The organism is Kluyvera huaxiensis (assembly GCF_040149365.1).
GTDB classification, from domain to species: Bacteria; Pseudomonadota; Gammaproteobacteria; order Enterobacterales; family Enterobacteriaceae; genus Kluyvera; species Kluyvera intermedia_A.
The window spans coordinates 80,721-102,878 of sequence record NZ_JBEFLV010000013.1; the positions used below are offsets into that span (position 1 = coordinate 80,721).

General features: G+C 57.1%; 20 protein-coding genes. 15 read left to right on the forward strand and 5 right to left on the reverse strand.

Features of this window, described 5'->3' with window-relative positions; genetic code table 11:
- Positions 1 to 91: 91 nt before the first annotated feature.
- The 6 genes from ilvB to uhpT all read left to right on the forward strand — a co-directional run bounded on the left by ilvB (position 92) and on the right by uhpT (position 7,107).
- Positions 92 to 1,780, forward strand: coding sequence for an acetolactate synthase large subunit (gene ilvB, locus ABOC97_RS14660; protein WP_349598943.1), 1,689 nt, complete (start codon positions 92 to 94; stop codon positions 1,778 to 1,780).
- A 3-nt stretch (positions 1,781 to 1,783) separates the two neighbouring features.
- Positions 1,784 to 2,074 (forward strand): acetolactate synthase small subunit, encoded by a 291-nt coding sequence (gene ilvN, locus ABOC97_RS14665; RefSeq protein ID WP_052284620.1) that lies wholly within the window; start codon positions 1,784 to 1,786, stop codon positions 2,072 to 2,074.
- 73 nt (positions 2,075 to 2,147) lie between these two features.
- A complete protein-coding gene (gene uhpA, locus ABOC97_RS14670; protein WP_349598947.1) occupies positions 2,148 to 2,741 on the forward strand; it encodes a transcriptional regulator UhpA in 594 nt (197 codons plus the stop codon).
- Positions 2,738 to 4,240 carry a signal transduction histidine-protein kinase/phosphatase UhpB gene (gene uhpB / locus ABOC97_RS14675; protein ID WP_349598950.1) on the forward strand — a complete coding sequence of 501 codons (1,503 nt, stop codon included), beginning with the start codon at positions 2,738 to 2,740 and terminating at the stop codon, positions 4,238 to 4,240. Before uhpA ends, uhpB begins: the two co-directional genes overlap by 4 nt.
- A gap of 9 nt (positions 4,241 to 4,249) precedes the next feature.
- Positions 4,250 to 5,569: an MFS transporter gene (gene uhpC, locus ABOC97_RS14680; RefSeq protein WP_349598953.1), complete on the forward strand. Its 1,320-nt coding sequence runs from the start codon at positions 4,250 to 4,252 to the stop codon at positions 5,567 to 5,569.
- A gap of 146 nt (positions 5,570 to 5,715) precedes the next feature.
- Positions 5,716 to 7,107: a hexose-6-phosphate:phosphate antiporter gene (gene uhpT, locus ABOC97_RS14685; RefSeq protein ID WP_234505556.1), complete on the forward strand. Its 1,392-nt coding sequence runs from the start codon at positions 5,716 to 5,718 to the stop codon at positions 7,105 to 7,107.
- A 45-nt stretch (positions 7,108 to 7,152) separates the two neighbouring features.
- On the opposite strand, the gene ABOC97_RS14690 is transcribed toward uhpT, so the two are convergent.
- Complete coding sequence (locus ABOC97_RS14690) at positions 7,153 to 8,058, reverse strand: LysR family transcriptional regulator (protein ID WP_349598956.1); 906 nt, start codon at positions 8,056 to 8,058, stop codon at positions 7,153 to 7,155.
- 8 nt (positions 8,059 to 8,066) lie between these two features.
- Entirely contained in the window at positions 8,067 to 9,860 is a 1,794-nt protein-coding gene (adeD, locus tag ABOC97_RS14695) for an adenine deaminase (protein WP_349598959.1), read from the reverse strand.
- A 174-nt stretch (positions 9,861 to 10,034) separates the two neighbouring features.
- Between adeD and ABOC97_RS14700 the strand changes: the two genes are divergently transcribed.
- The 4 genes from ABOC97_RS14700 to nepI all read left to right on the forward strand — a co-directional run bounded on the left by ABOC97_RS14700 (position 10,035) and on the right by nepI (position 13,837).
- Positions 10,035 to 11,369 carry an NCS2 family permease gene (locus ABOC97_RS14700; RefSeq protein ID WP_349598962.1) on the forward strand — a complete coding sequence of 445 codons (1,335 nt, stop codon included), beginning with the start codon at positions 10,035 to 10,037 and terminating at the stop codon, positions 11,367 to 11,369.
- Between the two features lie 52 nt (positions 11,370 to 11,421).
- Positions 11,422 to 11,874, forward strand: a complete 453-nt coding sequence (locus ABOC97_RS14705) for a DUF1198 domain-containing protein (RefSeq protein WP_349598965.1) — start codon at positions 11,422 to 11,424, stop codon at positions 11,872 to 11,874.
- A 114-nt stretch (positions 11,875 to 11,988) separates the two neighbouring features.
- Positions 11,989 to 12,501, forward strand: coding sequence for an SRPBCC family protein (locus tag ABOC97_RS14710; RefSeq protein WP_349599098.1), 513 nt, complete (start codon positions 11,989 to 11,991; stop codon positions 12,499 to 12,501).
- A gap of 148 nt (positions 12,502 to 12,649) precedes the next feature.
- Positions 12,650 to 13,837 carry a purine ribonucleoside efflux pump NepI gene (gene nepI, locus ABOC97_RS14715; RefSeq protein ID WP_349598967.1) on the forward strand — a complete coding sequence of 396 codons (1,188 nt, stop codon included), beginning with the start codon at positions 12,650 to 12,652 and terminating at the stop codon, positions 13,835 to 13,837.
- Between the two features lie 75 nt (positions 13,838 to 13,912).
- Here the strand turns inward: nepI and phnX are convergent, their stop codons facing one another.
- Complete coding sequence (gene phnX, locus ABOC97_RS14720; RefSeq protein ID WP_349598970.1) at positions 13,913 to 14,722, reverse strand: phosphonoacetaldehyde hydrolase; 810 nt, start codon at positions 14,720 to 14,722, stop codon at positions 13,913 to 13,915.
- A gap of 9 nt (positions 14,723 to 14,731) precedes the next feature.
- Positions 14,732 to 15,835, reverse strand: a complete 1,104-nt coding sequence (phnW, locus tag ABOC97_RS14725; RefSeq protein WP_349598973.1) for a 2-aminoethylphosphonate--pyruvate transaminase — start codon at positions 15,833 to 15,835, stop codon at positions 14,732 to 14,734.
- A 196-nt stretch (positions 15,836 to 16,031) separates the two neighbouring features.
- Here phnW and phnR point away from each other — a divergent pair, with 196 nt between their 5' ends.
- The 5 genes from phnR to phnV all read left to right on the forward strand — a co-directional run bounded on the left by phnR (position 16,032) and on the right by phnV (position 20,688).
- Positions 16,032 to 16,751: a phosphonate utilization transcriptional regulator PhnR gene (gene phnR, locus ABOC97_RS14730; protein ID WP_349598975.1), complete on the forward strand. Its 720-nt coding sequence runs from the start codon at positions 16,032 to 16,034 to the stop codon at positions 16,749 to 16,751.
- 145 nt (positions 16,752 to 16,896) lie between these two features.
- Positions 16,897 to 17,910 (forward strand): 2-aminoethylphosphonate ABC transporter substrate-binding protein, encoded by a 1,014-nt coding sequence (gene phnS / locus ABOC97_RS14735; protein ID WP_349598978.1) that lies wholly within the window; start codon positions 16,897 to 16,899, stop codon positions 17,908 to 17,910.
- 5 nt (positions 17,911 to 17,915) lie between these two features.
- Complete coding sequence (phnT, locus tag ABOC97_RS14740; RefSeq protein ID WP_349598981.1) at positions 17,916 to 19,025, forward strand: 2-aminoethylphosphonate ABC transport system ATP-binding subunit PhnT; 1,110 nt, start codon at positions 17,916 to 17,918, stop codon at positions 19,023 to 19,025.
- Positions 19,026 to 19,027: 2 nt separating this feature from the next.
- Complete coding sequence (gene phnU, locus ABOC97_RS14745; RefSeq protein ID WP_349598984.1) at positions 19,028 to 19,888, forward strand: 2-aminoethylphosphonate ABC transporter permease subunit; 861 nt, start codon at positions 19,028 to 19,030, stop codon at positions 19,886 to 19,888.
- A 2-nt stretch (positions 19,889 to 19,890) separates the two neighbouring features.
- Positions 19,891 to 20,688: a 2-aminoethylphosphonate ABC transport system, membrane component PhnV gene (gene phnV, locus ABOC97_RS14750; protein WP_349598987.1), complete on the forward strand. Its 798-nt coding sequence runs from the start codon at positions 19,891 to 19,893 to the stop codon at positions 20,686 to 20,688.
- A gap of 53 nt (positions 20,689 to 20,741) precedes the next feature.
- Here the strand turns inward: phnV and ABOC97_RS14755 are convergent, their stop codons facing one another.
- Positions 20,742 to 22,124 (reverse strand): carbohydrate porin, encoded by a 1,383-nt coding sequence (locus ABOC97_RS14755; protein WP_349598990.1) that lies wholly within the window; start codon positions 22,122 to 22,124, stop codon positions 20,742 to 20,744.
- Between the last annotated feature and the right edge of the window lie 34 nt (positions 22,125 to 22,158).

Consider the following 22,158-nt stretch of genomic DNA (forward strand, 5'->3'; position numbering starts at 1 on the left):
CCGGAAACGCGAAGTGGCTCAAGTTGCCGTTAACGCACCTGCAACTTGAAGTCCTTAGCGTAAAGTCGGCCCAGAATAAAAGGACTGGAGCATGGCAAGTTCGGGCACAACAACACAAACACAGCGCTTTACCGGCGCACAATTGATCGTTCATTTACTGGAACGTCAGGGGATCACCATGGTCACCGGCATTCCCGGCGGTACGGTGTTACCGCTGTACGACGCATTAAGCCAAAGCAAACAGATCCGCCATATTCTGGCGCGCCACGAGCAGGGCGCAGGTTTTATCGCTCAGGGCATGGCGCGAACCCACGGCAAACCGGCGGTTTGTATGGCCTGTAGCGGCCCAGGCGCCACCAACCTGGTGACCGCCATTGCCGATGCGCGCCTCGACTCCATTCCGCTGGTGTGTATCACCGGTCAGGTTGCCTCCTCGTTAATCGGCACCGACGCTTTCCAGGAAGTCGACACCTACGGTATCTCTATCCCCATCACCAAACACAACTACTTAGTCCGCAACATCAATGAATTACCGCAGGTCATTGCTGATGCTTTCCGGATTGCGCAGTCGGGACGTCCTGGACCGGTGTGGATAGACATTCCTAAGGATGTACAGACCGCCGAAATTGAAATCAGCGAACTGCCGGAACCCGGTGGCCGTGCGCCGACCCCGGAATTTAGCGCCGAAAGCGTGAGTGAAGCGGCGGCGATGATTAACGCGGCCCAGCGTCCGGTGCTGTATCTGGGCGGTGGCGTGATTAACGCCCCGGCGCGCGTTCGCGAGCTGGCCGAAAAAGCCAATCTGCCGACCACCATGACGCTGATGGCGCTGGGGATGTTGCCCAAAGCGCACCCGCTGTCGTTAGGCATGTTGGGGATGCACGGTGCGCGCAGCACCAACTTTATTTTGCAACAGTCTGATTTATTGGTTGTTTTAGGCGCGCGTTTTGATGACCGAGCGACGGGTAAAGTGGCGGAGTTCTGCCCGGATGCGAAAATTATTCACGTCGATATCGACCGCGCCGAGCTGGGTAAAATCAAGCAGGCGCACGTAGCGATTCAGGCGGACGTTGATGATGTGCTGGCACAACTGCTGCCGCAGATTGAAGCGCAGCCGCGCGATGAATGGCGCGGCAAAGTGGCCGAGCTGCAACAAGAGTTCCCGGGCGCGATCCCTGAAGCGGGCGACCCGCTCAGCCATTACGGCCTGATCAACGCCGCTGCGGCCTGCGTTGACGACAATGCCATTATCACCACCGACGTGGGCCAGCACCAGATGTGGACCGCTCAGGCTTATCCGCTGAACCGTCCGCGCCAGTGGCTGACCTCCGGCGGCCTCGGTACCATGGGCTTTGGTCTGCCTGCGGCGATTGGCGCTGCGCTGGCGAACCCGGATAAAAAGGTGCTGTGCTTCTCCGGCGACGGCAGCCTGATGATGAATATTCAGGAGATGGCGACGGCCGCGGAAAACCAGCTGGATGTGAAAATCATCCTGATGAACAACGAAGCGCTGGGCCTGGTGCATCAACAGCAGAGCCTGTTCTACCCGCAGGGTGTGTTTGCCGCCACCTATCCCGGCATGATTAACTTTATGCAAATTGCCGCAGGGTTCGGTCTCGATACCTGCGATTTGAACAACGAAGCGGACCCGCAGGCCGCGCTGCAGGCGATTATCAATCGTCCAGGTCCGGCGCTGATTCACGTGCGCATCGACGCGCAGCAAAAAGTGTATCCGATGGTGCCGCCGGGTGCGGCAAATACCGAAATGGTGGGGGAATAAGCCATGCAACAACAGACTCATGACAACGTCATTCTCGAACTCACCGTGCGTAACCATCCCGGCGTTATGACTCACGTCTGCGGGCTGTTCGCCCGCCGTGCGTTCAACGTGGAAGGCATTCTATGTCTACCGATTCATGGCAGCGACCACAGCCGCATTTGGCTATTGGTCAACGATGACCAGCGTCTGGAGCAGATGATGAGCCAGATAGACAAGCTGGAAGACGTGGTGAAAGTGGCGCGTAACCAATCTGACCCGTCGATGTTTAACAAAATCACCGTCTTCTTCGAGTAACCCGCTCAAAGCTTGAACGCCAGCGCGCTTATGGTTAAGGTAAGCGCGTTTTTTACCCGCCAGGACAGAATTCATGATCACCGTTGCCCTTATTGACGACCACCTTATCGTCCGCTCCGGCTTTGCGCAGCTGCTGGGGCTTGAGCCTGACTTGCAGGTGATCGCCGAATTCGGTTCCGGTCGTGAGGCGCTGGCGGGGCTGCCCGGACGCGGCGTGCAGGTCTGTATCTGCGATATTTCAATGCCGGATATCTCCGGACTCGAGTTGTTAAGCCAGCTACCGAAAGGCATGGCGGTGATCATGCTGTCGGTTCACGACAGCCCGGCGTTGGTAGAGCAGGCGCTAAACGCCGGTGCGCGCGGGTTTCTCTCCAAGCGCTGTAGCCCGGACGAGCTGATCGCGGCGGTCCATACGGTGGCCACCGGCGGCTGCTATTTAACGCCGGATATCGCCGTCAAACTGGCCGCTGGACGTCAGGACCCGTTGACCAAGCGCGAGCGGCAGGTGGCGGAAAAACTGGCGCAGGGGATGGCAGTGAAAGAGATCGCCGCCGAGCTAGGCCTGTCGCCTAAGACGGTACACGTACATCGCGCTAACTTGATGGAAAAGCTTAACGTCAGCAACGACGTTGAGCTGGCCCGCCGGATGTTTGACGGCTGGCAATGAAAACGCTCCTCTCCCGTCTGATCACCGTTATTGCCTGCTTTTTTATCTTCTCGGCGGCATGGTTCTGCCTGTGGAGTATCAGCCTGCACCTGGTCGAGCGGCCCGATCTGGCGGTGCTGCTATTCCCGTTCGGCCTGCGTCTGGGGTTGATGCTGCAATGCCCGCGCGGTTACTGGCCGGTGCTGCTGGGGGCGGAATGGCTGCTGCTGTTCTGGCTGGCGCAGGAAGTGGCGCTGACGCATCTGCCAATATTGATGATCGGAAGTCTGCTGACGTTGCTGCCGGTAGCGCTCATTTCGCGGTACCGGCATCAGCGCGACTGGCGCACTTTGCTGTTACAAGGCGCTGCGCTCACCGCTGCCGCGCTGCTGCAATCGCTGCCGTGGCTGGGGCAGGGGGAAGAAGCGCTCAACGCGCTGCTGTTGACCCTTACCGGTGGGCTGACGCTGGCACCCATCTGCCTTGTCTTCTGGCACTATCTGACCAGCACCACCTGGCTGCCGCTAGGCCCTGCGGTGGTTTCTCAGCCGGTCAACTGGCGCGGGCGTCATCTGGTCTGGTACCTGCTGCTGTTTAGCGTCAGCCTGTGGCTCCAGCTTGGCCTGCCGGATGAACTGTCTCGCTTCACGCCGTTTTGTCTCGCCCTGCCGATCATTGCGCTTGCCTGGCACTACGGCTGGCAGGGGGCTCTGATTGCGACGCTGATGAACGCCATCGCGCTGATTGCCAGCCAGACCTGGCACGATCACCCGGTGGATTTACTGCTCTCGCTATTAGCGCAAAGCCTCACCGGGCTGCTGCTGGGGGCAGGCATTCAGCGTCTGCGCGAATTGAACCAATCGCTGCAAAATGAGCTGGCGCGTAACCATCGGCTGGCGGAACGGCTGCTGGAAACTGAAGAGAGCGTGCGCCGCGACGTGGCGCGTGAACTGCATGACGATATCGGCCAGACCATCACCGCGATTCGTACTCAGGCAGGCATCGTGCAGCGCCTGGCGCCGGAAAATACCGGCGTGAAGCAAAGCGGGGCGCATATCGAGCAGCTGTCGTTGGGAGTCTACGATTCGGTGCGCCGTTTGCTTGGGCGTCTACGCCCGCGCCAGCTCGACGACCTGACGCTGGAACAGGCCATCCGTTCGCTGCTGCGTGAAATGGAGCTGGAGAGCTGTGGCATCGTCAGCCATCTCGACTGGCGGATAGACGAGTCTGCGCTCAGCGAAGGTTTGCGCGTCACGCTGTTCCGCGTTTGTCAGGAGGGGCTGAACAACATTGTGAAGCACGCCAGTGCCAGCGCCGTGACGCTACAGGGCTGGCAACAGGACGAACGGTTAATGCTGGTGATTGAGGACGACGGTAGCGGCCTGCCGCCGGGTTCGAATCAACAAGGTTTTGGCCTCACCGGGATGCGCGAACGCGTGGCTGCGCTGGGTGGGTCGCTGACTATTTCCTGCATGCACGGCACACGCGTCAGCGTGTCGTTGCCCCAGCGCCATGTCTAAGGAGCGGTGATGCTGACCTTTTTTAGAGCCCCGGCTAATGCGCCGCTCATCACCGATAAACAGGAAGTCGATGCCCGTTATCGCTACTGGCGGCGGCATATTCTGCTGACCATCTGGCTCGGCTACGCGCTGTTCTATTTCACCCGCAAAAGCTTTAACGCCGCGGTGCCGGAAATTCTCGCCAACGGCGTGCTGACCCGCAGCGATATTGGCCTGCTGGCGACGCTGTTTTACATCACCTACGGGCTGTCGAAGTTTGTCTCCGGTATTGTCAGCGACCGCTCCAACGCCCGTTATTTTATGGGCATCGGCCTGATTGCTACCGGGGTGGTTAATATTCTGTTCGGCTTCTCCACCTCACTGTGGGCCTTCGCAGTGCTATGGGCGCTGAACGCCTTCTTCCAGGGCTGGGGATCGCCGGTTTGCGCCCGTCTATTGACCGCGTGGTATTCGCGTACCGAACGCGGCGGCTGGTGGGCGCTGTGGAACACCGCCCATAACGTCGGCGGGGCGCTGATCCCCATCGTCATGGGGGCGGCGGCGCTGCACTATGGCTGGCGCGCCGGGATGATGATGGCCGGGACGATGGCGATAGTGGTCGGCATTTTCCTGTGCTGGCGGCTACGCGACCGACCGCAGGCCATCGGTCTACCGCCGATAGGCGACTGGCGGCACGACGAGCTGGAAATCGCCCAGCAGCAGGAAGGCGCCGGGCTGACCCGCCAAGAGATCCTCACTAAATACGTGCTGTTTAACCCGTATATCTGGCTGCTTTCCCTGTGCTATGTGCTGGTGTACGTGGTGCGCGCGGCGATCAACGACTGGGGCAATTTGTATATGTCCGAGACGCTGGGCGTGGATCTGGTGACCGCCAATACCGCGGTGACCATGTTCGAGCTGGGCGGATTTATCGGCGCGCTGGTAGCGGGTTGGGGATCGGACAAGCTGTTTAACGGCAACCGTGGGCCGATGAACCTGATTTTTGCCGCCGGGATTTTACTCTCGGTGGGCTCGCTGTGGCTGATGCCGTTTGCCAGCTACGTGATGCAGGCGGCGTGCTTCTTCACCACCGGATTTTTCGTCTTTGGCCCGCAGATGCTGATTGGTATGGCGGCGGCTGAGTGTTCGCACAAAGAGGCGGCAGGCGCTGCCACCGGGTTTGTTGGGCTGTTCGCCTATCTTGGCGCATCGCTCTCCGGCTGGCCGCTGGCGAAGGTGATGGAAGTCTGGCACTGGACCGGCTTTTTCGTGGTGATCGCCATCGCGGCGGGGATTTCCGCGCTGCTACTGCTGCCGTTCTTAAACGCTCAGGCACCGCGCGAAGCGTGACCCGCTTCACCTTTCTACGTTGAATGGCCTAAAACTAGGAAATTTTCCCGGTTTCACCTGGACGCTGTCTCAGGCATCTCTCCCGGCTGATTTTTACAATGCCTGCTATTCGCAGGTATAAAAATCAGCTCAGGAGTAACCCAATCATGCTGGCCTTCTTAAACCAGGTGCGTAAACCGACCCTGGATCTGCCGCTCGATGTGCGGCGTAAAATGTGGTTCAAGCCGTTCATGCAGTCCTATCTGGTGGTCTTCATCGGCTACCTGACCATGTACCTGATCCGCAAAAACTTCAACATCGCGCAGAACGACATGATCTCCACCTATGGGCTGAGCATGACGCAGCTGGGGATGATTGGCCTGGGCTTCTCCATCACCTACGGCGTGGGTAAAACGCTGGTTTCCTACTACGCCGACGGCAAAAATACCAAGCAGTTCCTGCCGTTTATGCTGATCCTCTCCGCCATCTGTATGCTCGGCTTCAGCGCCAGCATGGGCGCGGGTTCGACCAGCCTGTTCCTGATGATTGCCTTTTACGCGCTGAGCGGTTTCTTCCAGAGCACCGGTGGCTCGTGCAGCTATTCCACCATTACCAAATGGACGCCGCGCCGTAAGCGCGGCTCCTATCTCGGGATGTGGAACATTTCCCACAACCTCGGCGGCGCGGGTGCGGCGGGTGTGGCTCTGTTTGGTGCCAACGTCCTGTTCGACGGCCACGTTATCGGCATGTTTGTCTTCCCGTCGATTATTGCCCTGATTGTCGGCTTTATTGGCCTGCGCTATGGCAGCGACTCCCCGGAATCTTACGGCCTTGGCAAAGCGGAAGAGCTGTTTGGCGAAGAGATCAGCGAAGAGGACAAAGAGACCGAAGAAAATGAGATGACCAAATGGCAGATCTTTGTTGAGTACGTGCTGAAAAACAAAGTTATCTGGCTGCTGTGCTTCTCCAACATCTTCCTGTACGTGGTGCGTATCGGTATCGATCAGTGGTCTACCGTCTATGCCTTCCAGGAGCTGAAGCTCTCCAAAGAGGTGGCGATTCAGGGCTTTACCCTGTTTGAAGTGGGTGCGCTGGTCGGCACGCTGCTGTGGGGCTGGCTCTCTGACCTGGCAAATGGTCGTCGTGCGCTGGTGGCCTGCGTGGCGCTGGCGTTAATCATCGCTACCCTCGGAGTCTATCAGCACGCCAGCAACCAGTACGTTTATCTGGCTTCGCTGTTTGCCCTTGGTTTCCTGGTGTTTGGTCCACAGCTGTTAATCGGCGTGGCGGCGGTTGGTTTTGTGCCGAAAAAAGCGATTGGCGCGGCAGACGGCATTAAAGGCACCTTCGCTTATCTTATCGGTGACAGCTTCGCTAAGCTCGGCCTCGGGATGATTGCCGACGGTACGCCAGTCTTTGGCCTGACCGGCTGGGCGGGCACCTTCGCCGCGCTGGATGCTGCCGCTATCGGCTGTATCTGCCTGATGGCCGTGGTGGCGGTATTTGAAGAACGTAAAATTCGCCGCGAAAAGAAAATTCAGCAGTTAAAAACCGCTTGAGTATGTAGGCAGTAATGTTTGCCCGGCCACTGCGCCGGGCTTTTTTTATGCTTCGCGCTGGCTAGTTTCATGCAGCAGTTCACGCAACCACTGCTGCGCCGCGTCGCGGTGGCTGCGTTCGTGCCAGGCCATGCTTTTGGTGAAGCCCTGAATCTCGACCGGCGGTTGCTGGACGCAAATCAAAGCCGGTGAACGGGCCATTCGGCTGGGCACGACCGCGATCATTTCGCTTACCGCCAGCATCTCCGGCAGCACCAGGAAACTGCTCACCGACAGCCCAATACGCCGCTTGCGGCCGACTTTCGCCAGCGCATCGTCGGTGACACCCCAGAAACTTTCTCCTTCATAGGAGACCAGAATATGCTCCAGCGAGCAGAAGCGGTCGAGCGTCAGCGGCCGTTGGGCGTCCGGATGCTCGGCGCGCAGCATGCAGACGTAGCGCTCCTCGTACAGCGTGCGGCTGTGCAGGTCGCCGGGGGTGGTATTGGGCGTGAGCAGCGCGAGATCGATCTTTCCCTGCTCAAACTGGCTGCCTAACCGCTCGGGTTCGACCGGAACCACCCGTACGCGGATACCCGGTGCCTGCACTTTCAGCGCGGCAATAAACGGCACCACCACCGCCTTTAGGGCGTAGTCGGTGGCGGCGAGGGTAAAAGTAAGTTCGGCGGTGCGCGGATCAAACTCGGTGGGCTGCAGCAGTGCATTGATATCGCTCAGAATCTTTTTCACCGTCGGCGCGAGCTGCTGGGCGCGCAGCGTGGGCACCATGCCGTGCGGTGCGCGAATAAATAGCGGGTCGTCGAAGTTATCCCGTAGACGGGTCAACATACCGCTGACGGCGGGCTGCGTGAGCGACAATCGTGCCGCCGCGCGCGTCACGCTGCGTTCATCAAGCAGTGCATCCAGCGTTTTCAGCAGGTTAAGGTCGAGCGTACGGATATCCGTTTTCATCCCCTGGTTCACTCTCCGGTTGCGGTTTTCTGATGCGAGTCAGCGATCTCCTGAGCGGTAAATGTAAACGTTTCGCCGTCAAAAAGCCCCATGCTGGTGAGTTTTAATGCCGGGATAACCGGCAGCGAGAGGAACGCCATCTGGATAAACGGCTCATCCGGGAGCGAACCGCAAGCGCGGCCAGCGGCCTTCAAATCGTCGATTTTCGCCGCCAGCGTGTCGGCGGTATCGGTGCTCATAAGGCCTGCAATAGGCAGCGGCAGGTGGCTTTGTACTTTGCCTTCGCGCACCACGCACTGCCCGCCACCATCGGCAATCACCTGATTCACCGCCAGCGCCATCTCCTCGGCGCGACGACCGATCACCACAATATTATGGCTGTCATGGCTGACAGTCGAGGCCAGCGCGCCTTCGCGTAACCCAAAGTGGCCCAACAAACCACAGGCCGGAGGAAGCTGGTGACCATAGCGATCGAGCACCGCGATGTAGCAAATATCCTCACGTTCAAAGCCATTCTCCGTGTACCGCGTGGATCCGGCGGGCGTCACCAGCTCGTTGGCAATCACTTCGATCACCCGGTAGCGCTTGCCAGGCGTGAAGTGCAGGACGAAATCGCTCGCGGAAATGGGCTGGCGGGCAATGGTGTTGCCATACGGCGGGGCCGTTTGCTCAAGCCGGGTGGGCTCCTGCGACTGGAGGGTGTCGGCATCAATAGGCTGACCTTTGATAAACACCTGCTGCACCGTCACGTTGCGGACATCGCTTAGCAGCACAATATCGGCCTGTTTTCCCGGTGCCACAAGGCCCAGATGATGCAGGCCAAAGTGGCGCGCGGCGGACCAGCTGGCGACGCGATAGGCCACGTGAGGCGGTACGTTATGCTGTAAAATGAGACGGCGAATCAGCGCGTCGATATGCCCTTCGTGGGCAATCTCCCAAGGGTTGCGATCGTCGGTACACAGCATACACAGCGGGCTATTGAAGGCGTTCAGCAGCGGAGCCAGCGCGTTGAGATTACGGGCGGCCGACCCTTCTCGCATCATCAGTGCCATACCCAGTTCGAGTTTGCGTCGTCCCTCTTCCAGCAGATAGCTTTCGTGGCAGTTTTCCACTCCGGCCGCGATGTAGGCGTTCAGCGCCTTACCGCCCAATCCCGGGCAGTGGCCGTCGATTGTCAGTCGGCGGAAGGCGTCAATTTTGTTGAGCTGAACGTCTTGTCCGGCGATTACGCCGGGATAGTCCATCATCTCCGCCAGCCCGGTGACCAACGGGTGATCGCGCCATTTCACCATTTTTTCGAGGGGAAAGTCCGCGCCGTTTACATCGCAGCCCGCCAGCGCAGGCACGCAGGAGCTGACCTGCAGATACTGGTTTTGCATGGCCTGTTCGGCACAGCGGACGAACCAGGCAAACCCGGTTTCACCCATAACGTTGACGATTTCATGCGGATCGCAAATAACGGTGGTGAGCCCGCGCGGCAGCGTCGCCGTTTCAAACGTGACCGGCGTCATCATGCTGGACTCAATATGTAAGTGGGCATCGATAAAGCCGGGAACCGCCGTAGCGCCGTGCGCATCGACGTACTGCCGTGCGGGGGCATCAGTGTACTCGACGCCGATTCCGGCAATATGTCTCCCCTTAATCACGATAGGGCCGGCGATTTCACCGCCATTGATTAAATCAAGCAGCCGGACATTATCAATAATATAATCGGCAACGGCCTCGCCACGAGAAACAGCTAACAATTCCTGCTGTTCCTGGCGACTAATATAATGAAATTTATGGTTAATGGGATTATTCATGTTTTTCTCATTTTGATTTTATCAATTTGATTATTATTTATCACAAAACATTCCTGGTAATTATTTTCAGTCTATCGACTAACGTACCTTGGCAATGTGATTGCAATCACTGAATCAAGGTTGGTAGATACTTTAAAAAGAGATGACATTATCTCTGAATAAATGGACGAAAAAATGAAAGGTCAGTTAGTTGATGATGTAAATAATAAATCAGGTCGTCTTGCCAGGTTATTTAAACTTCATCAACATGGTACGACCGTGCGTACCGAAATGATTGCCGGGATGACAACTTTTTTAACCATGGTGTACATCGTGTTCGTCAACCCTCAAATACTGGGCGCCGCGCAAATGGACCCCAAGGTGGTGTTTGTCACCACCTGCCTGATTGCCGGTATAGGCAGCATCGCAATGGGACTCATTGCTAACCTTCCCGTGGCTCTGGCACCGGCGATGGGCCTGAATGCCTTTTTCGCCTTCGTCGTGGTAGGGGCGGTCGGGGTCAGCTGGCAAACGGGGATGGGAGCCATATTCTGGGGAGCTGTCGGATTATTTTTACTGACGCTTTTTCGGATTCGTTACTGGATGATTTCAAATATCCCCGTCAATTTACGCGTCGGCATCACCAGCGGCATTGGCTTATTTATTGCGCTAATGGGGTTAAAAAATGCTGGCGTCATTATCGCCAACAAAGATACGCTGGTCGCTATTGGTGACTTAAATTCTCATTCCGTACTGCTTGGTGTTTTAGGCTTCTTTATTATCGCCGTCCTGTCATCACGAAATTTCCATGCGGCGGTGCTGGTTTCCATTGTGGTGACATCCTGCTGCGGGTTATTTTTCGGTGATGTTCATTTTAATGGCGTCTATTCTATTCCACCAAGTATTAGCGGCGTGATCGGTGAGGTTGATTTACGCGGCGCGTTATCGCTTGATCTGGCCGGGATTATTTTTTCTTTTATGCTGATCAATTTATTTGATTCATCAGGGACATTAATTGGTGTCACGGATAAAGCTGGGCTAATCGATAGTAATGGTAAATTCCCCGGCATGAATAGAGCGTTGTATGTCGATAGCCTCAGTTCAATCGCCGGGGCCTTTATCGGCACTTCTTCAGTCACCGCGTATATTGAGAGCACTTCCGGCGTAGCGGTCGGCGGCCGTACGGGGCTGACGGCCATTGTGGTTGGCGTCTTGTTCTTACTGGTGATGTTCTTCTCGCCGCTGGTGGGGATGGTTCCCGCCTATGCTACGGCGGGGGCGCTGATTTTCGTCGGCGTGCTGATGACATCGAGCCTGGCGCGGGTCAACTGGGATGACTTGACCGAATCGGTGCCCGCGTTTATTACCACCGTGATGATGCCGTTTAGTTTCTCTATCACCGAAGGGATCGCGCTGGGCTTTATGTCCTACTGCATTATGAAACTGTTTACCGGACGCTGGCGCGAGCTGAATCTGTGCGTGGTCGCGGTGGCTGTGTTATTTGCGCTGAAGATCACGCTGGTGGATTAGTACAGGTGGGTGGTTTCCAGATATCATGAGCGCTAAAGAGACAGGAGAACTCATGGTCTGGATTATGCTGGCCACATTGGTCGTGGTCTTTGTTGTCGGGTTTCGGATACTCACTTCCGGGCCGCGACGGGCGATTCGCCGTTTAAGTGAGCGATTGGCGATTACGCCGGAGCCGGTTGAATCGATGATTGACCAGCTGGGAAAAACGCAGGGCGATGAGTATTTACGCTACCTGGAACGGCCAAATGAAGCGCATTTGCAGAATGCGGCGCAGGTATTGCTGATTTGGCAGGTATGCATCGTCGACGGCAGTGAGCAAACGCTGGTGCGCTGGCACCGGCTGCTGCAAAAAGCCCGTCTGGCGGCGCCGATAACCGACGCCCAGATACGTCTGGCGATGAGCTTTATGCGTGAACTGGAGCCGGATTTTAATGAGCTGAACGCGTTCCAGCATCGCTATAACGCATTGTTCCACGAAGAAAATGGTGTCCACTGGCTGCACTGATATCACGTAACGTGATGTTGGTTATTTATAATGGTGATTATATTTATATCACTCACGGATGCATGATGAACCTCGTCAACAATATGACTCACGAGGTTCATCATGAAACAGTCCATGCAACAAAGCGCCATCGTCTGGCCAGAAGCGTATCTGCCGGGCACCACCGACAACTTTGCCTCCAATGAAATCATCGTTAGCGGCCTGACTGCCAAACAGATCTGGGCGCAGCTTGATGACACCACGCGGTGGCCAACCTATTACAGCAACGTCGCCGATATTCACTTCCACGATGGCAGCGGCCCACGACTCAGCGCCAACGCCCGTTTCCGTTTTTCCACCTTCGGTTTCCCGATTGAAGCGCAAATCACGGAATATGTGCCGCCGGTTGATGGCCAGGCCGCTCGTATCGCGTGGCACGGTTGGGCTGAAGGCGATGCCACCACGCGTCTCGACGTGATTCACGCCTGGCTGTTTGAAGATTTACCTGGCGGCCGCGTGCGTATCCTGACCCAGGAATCACAGATTGGCGTTCCGGCACAGGAGCTGGCGCGTACCCTGCCGAATCCGATGATTAACGGCCATCAGGAGTGGATTAGCGGTCTGGTCAAATCGGCGCGCGGTGAATGATTCAGTCGCCCGAATAGGTTTCAGCGCCTATCCGGGCCGCTGAGAAAATGCGATACCGCGACGGCAGTTGCCAAAACGTTAAATACGTCACATCTAAAATGTTACACTGCGTGGCTTTTCTCCAAAAACTCCTCCGCAGGTAACAATAATGAGCACACATATCGAAGAAAAAACCCGCGCTGAGGGCGTCGCGCGGCCCAACTGGTCGGCAGTGTTTGCCGTCGCGTTTTGCGTCGCCTGCCTGATTACCGTCGAGTTTCTACCGGTCAGCCTACTGACGCCGATGGCGCAGGATCTGGGGATTTCTGAGGGCGTGGCCGGGCAGTCGGTTACAGTCACCGCATTTGTCGCCATGTTCGCCAGCCTGTTCATTACCCAGGCGATCGGTGCCACCAACCGCCGCTACGTGGTGATTCTGTTTTCTGTCCTGCTCACGCTCTCTTGTCTGCTGGTGTCGTTCTCCAACTCATTCACGCTGCTGCTGTTAGGCCGTGCCTGTTTAGGGCTGGCGCTGGGCGGGTTCTGGGCCATGTCGGCGTCGTTGACCATGCGTCTCGTTCCCGCGCGGACGGTGCCGAAAGCGCTGTCGGTGATATTTGGCGCGGTGTCAATTGCGCTGGTGATTGCCGCGCCGCTGGGCAGCTTTTTAGGCGGCATCATCGGCTGGCGTAACGTCTTTAACGGCGCGGCGGTGATGGGCGTGCTGTGTACGATTTGGGTGCTCAAAGCCCTGCCTTCGTTGCCGGGTGAACCCGCTCACCAGAAACAAAACATGTTCAGCCTGCTGCAGCGTCCCGGCGTGATGGCTGGAATGATTGCCATCTTTATGTCGTTCGCCGGGCAGTTTGCCTTCTTCACTTACATTCGTCCGGTGTATATGAATCTGGCCGGATTTGACGTCGATGGCCTGACGCTGGTGCTGCTGAGTTTTGGTATCGCCAGCTTTGTCGGCACCTCGTTCTCGTCGGTCATTCTCAAGCGTTCGGTCAAACTGGCGCTGGCCGGTGCTCCTTTCGTGCTGGCTTTGAGCGCGCTGGTGCTGGTGCTGTGGGGCAACGATAAAGTGGTGGCGGCGGGCATTGCGATTATCTGGGGGCTGGCATTTGCGCTGATACCGGTCGGCTGGTCAACGTGGATCACCCGCTCGCTGGCCGATCTGGCGGAAAAAGCCGGTTCTATTCAGGTTGCAGTCATTCAGTTGGCGAATACCTGTGGTGCGGCGGTGGGTGGTTTTGCGTTAGATCGTCTGGGCCTGGTTTCGCCGCTGATTCTCTCCGGCATATTGATGCTGCTCACCGCGCTGCTGGTGACCGTTAAGGTGAAGATTAAGTCTTAGTTTGACTGGAAAACCTTGTGAACGCTTTATCCAGCCTGCGGCATTATTGCCCGGCAGGCTGGATAAAAGCGGCGTTTACGGGCGCTCGCCCTTCGCCATACGGGCGTTAATATCGGCAATGACGCCCGGTAAATCCGCCAGCGAATCCACCACATAGTGCGCCCCTGCGGCGTAGAGTTTCCCGGCCGCGCGCTCGCGGCGGGTGGCAATTTCTTCTACCGGCATCGCCTGATACTCTTCCCATGTGGCCCCGAATTCATTACCGGATACCGCAAGGCCCACGCTCCACATCCCGGCATTAAGCCCCTCGGTAATTCCCGGCGCGGCGTCATCGACCTTCACGCAATGGGCAACGGAATCAATCCCTAGCGTGATCACATTTTGCAGCGCCATCCATGGGCCCGGACGCCCACCGGCGGCCAGATCGTCAGTGGCGACCCAGTGGTCCGGCGCATAGCCGTGTTGCGCGGCGGCGGGAACCAGCTTTTCCATCACCGCGCGAGGGTAGCCGGAGCAGGAGCCAATTTTGATATTGTCAGCGCGTAATGCGGCGATTGTGTCGATAACCCCTGCTATCGGTGCAGAAAAATCAACGACTTTGGCGATTTGTAGCGGCATAAAGGTCGCATAAATAGCGTCGATATCCTCAGACGTCATCGAACGGCCAAATTTGGCCTGCCAGCGTGCATCCACGGAGGGGAGTTTTCCCAGCGCTTCAATATGCTGCCATTTGCCCAGCCCCATCGGCACCCGCGCTTCGGCGAGGGTGATTTCTACGCCAAACGCTCGGCGAAAGGCTTCGACGAAGATCTGCGTTGGCGCAAAGGAGCCAAAATCAACGGTGGTACCGGCCCAATCGAGGATCACTGCATTGATACGATTCATGTTGGCTCCTTATTTCGTCCAGTACATGGCATTTTTGATGGTGGTGAGCAGGGCAGAGATATCCGTATCGTAGACTTCGCCAATGTTGCCGATGCGGAAGCAATCACTTTGCGAAACCTTGCCAGGATAGATAACAAAACCTTGTTCTTTCAGTAAGCTGTAAAACTCTTTGAAGCGATACTGTGGGTTCTCCGGTGAATAAAATGCGGTGATGATCGGCGAATGCAGCTCATCGTCCAGCAGGGTGCTAAAGCCCAGTTCGCGCATCCCGGCAACCAGTCGGCGCTGGTTTTGCTGGTAACGCTGATAGCGTGCGGAAACGCCGCCTTCATCGGCGAGTTCTTTCAGCGCCTGGGCGAACGCCAGCACGGTATGCGTCGGCGAGGTAAAGCGCCACTTGCCGTGGTTATCCTCCATACAGCGCCATTGGGCGTAGAGATCCAGCGACAGGGAACGAGAGCGGCCTTGGCACTTAGCCAGTTTATCCGCACGGGCTATCACGAAGGCAAACCCCGGTACTCCCTGAATGCATTTGTTGGCGGAGCTGATCAGATAGTCGATGTTCAGCGCGGCAATATCCATCGGGATGCCGCCAAAACTACTCATGGCGTCAACGATATAGGTTTTGCCGTACCGCTGCGCCAGCGCGCCAACCTCGGCGATAGGGTTGAGCATCCCGGTGGTGGTCTCACTGTGGACCATGGCGATATGCGTGATGGATTTGTCAGCCAGCAGGATTTCCTCGATAGCCGTGACGTCAGGGCGAGTCACTTCGCCGCAATCATAGGCGTGGTGGGCGATTTCCATCATCGTTGCCATTTCCACCATGCGTGCGCCGTACGCGCCGTTACTGATAATCAGCACCTTATCCTGCGGCGCAAGCGTGCTGCCCAGCACGGCTTCAACGGCATAGCTGCCGCTGCCCTGTAACAGCACCGAGGTGTAGCCTGCCACTTTGGTGGCGAGCGACGTGAGCTGATGGCGGATCTCTTCGACGACGCCAAGGTTGTAATCGTCATCCCAGGTACAGCTGTCGAACAGCATTGCTTCTTTCACGGTGCGTGAGGTGGTCAACGGGCCAGGGGTCAGCAGCAGATAGTTACGTGAAGTCATGTTATTTACCTTTGGTCTATACCAGATTTGTATTTATCATGACGATCTTTCTCGCAAACGGTCAAAGGGAAAATGGCGCTGCAACAAAAAATTCATCTATTCCCGTCATCCTTCAGGCAGCATCTAGGTGAGTAGCGCGAAGGATTTGGCGTATTTATCTGTATAATGACGACAGGAAAAGTGACAGCGAGCGAGCATGAAATCTATCCCGGGCGATATTCCCCAATACCTGCTAATCAAGGCGCAGCTACAGGCGCGTATTCAAAGCGGCGCGTTAAAAAGCGGCGATAAGCTGCCGTCTGAACGTGAACTGTGCGCGATCTTCAACACCACGCGCATTACCATTCGTGAAAGTCTGGCGCAGCTGGAGTCCAGCGGGCTTATCTGGCGAGCCGATCGTCGCGGCTGGTTTGTCACTCCTGAACGCCTGTGGCTGGATCCGACCCAAAACACCAACTTCCATAAGCTGTGCCGCGAACAGGGGCGCGAGCCGAAAACCGCGTTATTGAGCGGGCAGTTGACCACCGTGCCGGTCGGGGTGATGGAGCCGCTACAGCTACAGCCGTTCGACCAAATCTATCTGCTGACGCGTCTGCGTTACGCCGATGGTCGCGCGGTTTGCTACTGCGAAAACCACTGCCTGCCGGCCCGCGTGCCGGAGCTGTTGAAGTACGATCTCAACGGCAGCCTGACCGAGGTGTATGAGGCCAACTACAACCTTGTCTATACCAGCATGCACCTGTCGTTTTATCCGACCGCGATGCCCGCGCAGGCCGCGCAGGCGCTGGGCGTGATGGAAGGGCGCCCGGCGCTGCTGCTGCGCCGCCTCAACTACGATCAGCATGGTCGTGTGCTCGATCTGGATATTGAGTACTGGCGTCACGACAGCCTGCGTATTGAAGTGGATACCCACTGAAAAAAACCGGGGGAGCGCCGTGCTCCTCCGGTGACATTTCGCACTTTTCTTCTCCCTTTCATCGTTTTGTCATAATCGGCGTTTAGCGTAAAAAGCAAATCTGGTATAGGCCAGAAAACAAAACATACGCTACGAGGCTATTACGATGAAACTCTCCCGACTTGCTCTGCTGTCCGTTTTTGCACTCGCCAGCGCCCCTTCCTGGGCGGAATCGGTGGTCACCGTCTACTCCATCGATGGTTTGCACGATGGCGATAACAGCTGGTATCAGACGCAGTTTGACGCGTTCACTAAAGCGACCGGCATTACCGTACGCTACGTTGAAGGCGGCGGTGGCGTGGTGGTTGAGCGTCTGGCCAAAGAGCGCACCAACCCGCAGGCTGATGTGCTGGTCACCGCGCCGCCGTTCATTCAGCGTGCGGCGGCGGAAAAGCTGCTGGCAAACTTTAAAACCGAATCCGCCGCGTCAATTCCGGGGGCGAACGAGTCCTACTCGCCGCTGGTGAAGAACTATCTGAGCTTTATCTACAACGACAAACTGCTGAAAACCGCCCCCGCCAGCTGGCAAGATTTGCTCGACGGCAAATACAAAAACAAACTGCAATATTCCACGCCGGGCCAGGCAGCAGACGGTACCGCGGTGATGCTACAAGCCTTCCACAGCTTCGGCGGTAAAGAGGCCGGGTTTGATTATCTGGGCAAGCTACAGGCCAATAACGTTGGGCCATCGGCGTCAACCGGCAAACTGACCGCGCTGGTCAATAAGGGTGAACTGTACGTGGCCAACGGCGACCTGCAGATGAACCTGGCGCAGATGGAACGTAACCCTAACGTGAAGATCTTCTGGCCAGCCAACGACAAGGGCGAGCGCAGCGCGCTGGCGATCCCTTACGTGATTGGCTTAGTCCAGGGTGCCCCGGAGAGCGAAAACGGCAAAAAGCTGATTAACTTCCTGCTGAGCAAAGAGGCGCAAACCAGCGTCAGCGCGCTCTCCTGGGGGATGCCGGTACGCAGCGATGTGACGCCGGAAGATGCGCACTATAAAGCGGCGACCGCAGCGCTTGCGGGCGTGCAAAGCTGGCAGCCAAACTGGGATGACGTCGCGGTATCGCTGTCGTCTGATATCGCCCAATGGCACAAAGCGACCGACAGCGAGTAAGCCTGATGTTAATGAAAACGACCGCCGCTCACCCCCCTGCAACGCAGGGAACATCGGGGATTGTCCTCGACTCGCTGCGCGTGGCGTATCACGGCAACGTGGTACTCAAACCGCTCTCTTTAACCATTGAACCCGGAGAAGTTCTGGCGCTGATTGGCCCTTCCGGTTCGGGAAAAACCACGGTGCTGCGCGCGGTAGCGGGGTTTGCCCAGCCGGCGGGCGGTCGTATTTTGATTGGTGATACGGATGTCACCCATCTGCCGCCCTACAAACGCGGCCTGGCGATGGTGGTACAAAACTACGCGCTGTTCCCCCATCTCAAAGTGGAAGATAACGTCGCGTTTGGCCTGCGGGCGCAGAAGCAGCCTAAAGCGTTGATCAATGAACGCGTGGTGCAGGCGCTCAAAACGGTAGGGATGAGCGATTACGCCACCCGCTATCCGCATCAGCTTTCCGGTGGGCAGCAGCAGCGTGTGGCGATTGCCCGTGCCATTGCCGTGCGCCCGCGCGTGCTGCTGCTGGATGAGCCGCTCTCCGCGCTGGATGCGCAAATTCGCCACAATATGGTGGAGGAAATTGCCCGTCTTCACCGTGAAATGCCGGAATTAACCATTCTTTACGTCACCCACGATCAAACCGAAGCGCTTACGCTGGCCGACAAAATCGGCATTATGAAAGACGGTTCGATGATTGCTCACGGTGAAACCCGCGCGCTGTACCAGCATCCGCCTAACCGCTTTGCCGCTGAATTCCTCGGCCGGGCCAATATTCTTTCCGCTACCGCGCTGGGCGTCAGCGATGCGCCAGGGCTGGTGGATGTGAGCTGCGGCGGCGCGGTGATTCGCGCGTTTAGCCAGGGCAGCCATCACGGTTATAACAAACTGCTGTGCATTCGCCCGCAGCATATGAGCCTGACGCCGCGTTCGGCCAACAGCAACCGCTTCAACGCCACCCTGCAATCGGTGCACTGGCAGGGGGATTTAACCCATCTGCTGTGTGATGTCGGCGGGGAATCGGTCCGTATCGTGATGACCCACGTGAATCCGCTGCCGCAGGCCGGTGACCGGCTGGCGCTGTGGTTTGAGCCTGATGACGCTGTCCTGATTGAGGTGTAACGATGTCGCTCACCCTAACGCTGGAAAAATCGACCCCGCTTCTGCGCCCGTTACTGTGGCTGTCTTTGCCGCTGCTGGTGCTGGCAACGCTGTTCTTCTGGCCGCTGTCGCTGATTGTTGAGCAGGCGCTACGCGATAACAGCGGCAATATCGGCCTGCAAACATTCTGGCAGGTGATTGAGTCGAAACGCTTTATGATGGCGCTGATGAACACGCTGCAAATCGCGCTGCTGGCCACCGCCGGGTGTTTAGTGCTGGGCAGCGTGATGTCGCTGATTCTGGTGTTCATTCCGTTTCCCGGCAGCGACCTGATTGGTCGGGTGGTTGATACCTTTATTGCGCTACCGACCTTTTTAATCACCCTGGCGTTTACCTTCATCTATGGCTCGGCGGGGCTGCTGAACGGCGCGTTGATGAGCCTGTTTGATTTCGAACTGCCGCCGGTCAACTTTCTCTACTCCATGCAGGGGGTGATCCTGGCGGAGATTACCGTGTTTACCCCGCTGGTGATGCGCCCGCTGATGGCCGCGCTGAGGCAAATCGATAAAAGTCAGCTGGAGGCCGCCAGTATTCTCGGTGCCCACCCGCTGCGGGTGATTACGCAGGTCATTTTCCCCGCGGCGCTGCCGGCGCTATTGGCTGGCGGTAGCCTGTGTCTGCTGCTGACCACCAACGAGTTCGGCATCGTGCTGTTCATTGGTGCCAAAGGCGTGAATACCCTGCCGATGATGGTTTACAGCAAAGCGATTCTGGAGTCTGACTACAGCGTCGCCTGCATGATTGCGTTGATGAATATTCTGCTGTCGCTGGGGCTGTTTGCTTTGTATCGGCTGGCGGCAGCGCGTAGTGGAAAAAGGAGCTAACCATGTTGATTTGGTCACGCAAGGGGCGCGTTGCGGCGGGATTGGTCGCGACCACGTTGTTTACGCTGTTCTTTTTCCTACCGCTGGCGGTGATTTTAATGTCCAGCCTCAGCCAGCAGTGGAACGGAATTCTGCCAAGCGGCTTCACCCTTATCCATTTCGTCAACGCCTTCCGCGGCGCCGCGTGGGATGCGCTGTTTTCCAGTCTGGTTATCGGCTTTTGTGCCAGCCTGTTCGCGCTGCTGTGCGGCGCTTGGGCGGCGCTGGCGCTGCGTCAGTATGGCGTGAAGGCACAGCGTTGGCTGAGTATGCTGTTTTATCTGCCAAGCGCGATCCCTTCCGTATCCATCGGCTTGGGAATTCTGGTGGCGTTCAGCCAGGGGCCGCTGCAAATGAATGGCACGCTGTGGATTGTGCTGACGGCGCACTTCGTACTGGTGTCAGCTTTCACGTTCAGCAACGTCTCAACCGGGCTGGCGCGCGTGTCGGCGGATATTGAAAACGTCGCCTCAAGCCTAGGCGCCTCGCCGTGGTATCGCCTGCGCCACGTGACGTTACCGCTGCTGATGCCGTGGATGATGTCGGCGCTGGCGCTGAGCCTCTCGCTGTCGATGGGCGAACTGGGGGCGACGGTAATGATTTATCCACCGGGATGGACCACGCTTCCGGTCACCATATTTAGCCTGACCGATCGTGGAAATATTGCCGATGGCGCGGCGTTGACCATCGTGCTGGTGGCGATAACGTTACTGCTGATGATGAAGCTGGAGCGAATAGCGAAGAGATTAGGGCAGAAGTAAGGCGGCCCCCCCCTCCCTGAAGAAGAGAGAGGGGAACCGGCTTGCGTTTTAGCTTAGAACCAGGCTTCGAACATGCCGCCGACGTTCAGCGAATCCAGCTGCTGATCGTCGGTGCCATTCACCTTCGCCGTACGTTTGTTGTCGACCTGACCGCCGGTCACGTAGAAACGCAGCATTGGACGGAACTCAGGCCCCATACCGATGGCGATGTTCTGCGACAGGGTCAGCTTCCAGCCGTGGTTATCCCCGCCCTGATCGTAATCTACGCGCTGATAGCCCGCTTCCAGCCAGGTCGAGTGCACGTCATTCCAGAAGTACATTGGACGCACAATCGCGCCGTAGTTTTTACGGTTGTCTGTGTTGTCTTTGCTGTTGTCATAATCGTGGAAGGCCAGCAGGTATTCGATCTGCGCCTGCTGCGTAAACTTATAGTTGCCTTCAAAGCTGGCGTAGATGGCGGTTAAGCCGTCGGTTTTGTTGTAGACGCTGTTATCTGAGTTATCGGAGTAACGCAGGATAACTTTGTTCACGCCGCTGTCGTTGGTGTGGCTCAGCAACAGCCCGCCCTGCCAGGCATCCAGCTGCGCGTCGTTATCCACCGCTTTAGAATCAAAGCCGTAGTTGGCGTAAACCTCAACGTCGATTGGGCCCGCTTTGATGTTATGAGTTTTGGTGGTCAATGCGTAGTGGCCGTCATCCCCGGTGTCGGAGCTGCCGGTACAGGTGATGCGCGATGGGTTTGATTCATCGGCCATCACTTCCGGACTACAGGATTTCACCTGCGAAACGCCCGCAACGTCGAACTGCACGCCGCCAATATCAAAGTTTTTCACCCCGGCACCCTGGCCGTCGTGGTTCATCCAGAAGTAGTCGTTGATACCCTGTTGCGGACGCTGGTGGAAGTCACGACCGGCCCAGATATAGGCGTTAGGGTTGGACTCCAGCACGTTGGTCACGCCGACGTAGGCTTTTTTCAGGTTAACTTCGTCACTCCAGTGATCGAACATGACGTTAATATCCCAGATAGCGCCTTTGCTGCTCTTAAAGGCTTTGGTTATCTGGAATTCGCCGCCGTTGCCTTCGTTACCGAGACGACCAATCGCCGAGGCACCGTTGTAAGAGCCATCAACGCCGACATATTTCTGATCGCCAGTCTGGAAATGCGCGCCGTAGCGGGCGTAGCCGCTAAACTTCAGGCCGAATGGAATCGCCAGATCCGGCGACTGCGCAGCGGTTTGTGGGTTGGTCTCCAGGTCCACCTTTTTCGCGGCGGCGGCGTCCATTTTGGCCTGGCGGTCCGCCAGCGCTTTATCAACGGCCTTGGCCACGATGGCGTCGATTTGGTCCTGAGTAAAATCTTGTGCCATTACAGAGGAAAGCGGGCAAAGCGCGGCGATAACCGCCATAGCTAATGGAAGTTTTTTTACAGTTTTCATGGTTATCTCAAATTAATTAATTATATTTTCAGAC

Bases quoted from the DNA above. Each gene is read 5' to 3' on its own strand.
- phnR (WP_349598975.1), top strand. From the start codon at position 16,032: ATGAAATCTATCCCGGGCGATATTCCCCAATACCTGCTAATCAAGGCG.
- phnU (WP_349598984.1), top strand. From the start codon at position 19,028: ATGTCGCTCACCCTAACGCTGGAAAAATCGACCCCGCTTCTGCGCCCG.
- phnT (WP_349598981.1), top strand. From the start codon at position 17,916: ATGTTAATGAAAACGACCGCCGCTCACCCCCCTGCAACGCAGGGAACA.
- ABOC97_RS14755 (WP_349598990.1), bottom strand. From the start codon at position 22,124: ATGAAAACTGTAAAAAAACTTCCATTAGCTATGGCGGTTATCGCCGCG.
- ABOC97_RS14705 (WP_349598965.1), top strand. From the start codon at position 11,422: ATGGTCTGGATTATGCTGGCCACATTGGTCGTGGTCTTTGTTGTCGGG.
- adeD (WP_349598959.1), bottom strand. From the start codon at position 9,860: ATGAATAATCCCATTAACCATAAATTTCATTATATTAGTCGCCAGGAA.
- phnW (WP_349598973.1), bottom strand. From the start codon at position 15,835: ATGACTTCACGTAACTATCTGCTGCTGACCCCTGGCCCGTTGACCACC.
- ilvN (WP_052284620.1), top strand. From the start codon at position 1,784: ATGCAACAACAGACTCATGACAACGTCATTCTCGAACTCACCGTGCGT.
- uhpT (WP_234505556.1), top strand. From the start codon at position 5,716: ATGCTGGCCTTCTTAAACCAGGTGCGTAAACCGACCCTGGATCTGCCG.
- uhpC (WP_349598953.1), top strand. From the start codon at position 4,250: ATGCTGACCTTTTTTAGAGCCCCGGCTAATGCGCCGCTCATCACCGAT.
- nepI (WP_349598967.1), top strand. From the start codon at position 12,650: ATGAGCACACATATCGAAGAAAAAACCCGCGCTGAGGGCGTCGCGCGG.
- phnX (WP_349598970.1), bottom strand. From the start codon at position 14,722: ATGAATCGTATCAATGCAGTGATCCTCGATTGGGCCGGTACCACCGTT.
- phnS (WP_349598978.1), top strand. From the start codon at position 16,897: ATGAAACTCTCCCGACTTGCTCTGCTGTCCGTTTTTGCACTCGCCAGC.
- phnV (WP_349598987.1), top strand. From the start codon at position 19,891: ATGTTGATTTGGTCACGCAAGGGGCGCGTTGCGGCGGGATTGGTCGCG.
- ilvB (WP_349598943.1), top strand. From the start codon at position 92: ATGGCAAGTTCGGGCACAACAACACAAACACAGCGCTTTACCGGCGCA.
- uhpA (WP_349598947.1), top strand. From the start codon at position 2,148: ATGATCACCGTTGCCCTTATTGACGACCACCTTATCGTCCGCTCCGGC.
- ABOC97_RS14690 (WP_349598956.1), bottom strand. From the start codon at position 8,058: ATGAAAACGGATATCCGTACGCTCGACCTTAACCTGCTGAAAACGCTG.
- ABOC97_RS14700 (WP_349598962.1), top strand. From the start codon at position 10,035: ATGAAAGGTCAGTTAGTTGATGATGTAAATAATAAATCAGGTCGTCTT.
- ABOC97_RS14710 (WP_349599098.1), top strand. From the start codon at position 11,989: ATGCAACAAAGCGCCATCGTCTGGCCAGAAGCGTATCTGCCGGGCACC.
- uhpB (WP_349598950.1), top strand. From the start codon at position 2,738: ATGAAAACGCTCCTCTCCCGTCTGATCACCGTTATTGCCTGCTTTTTT.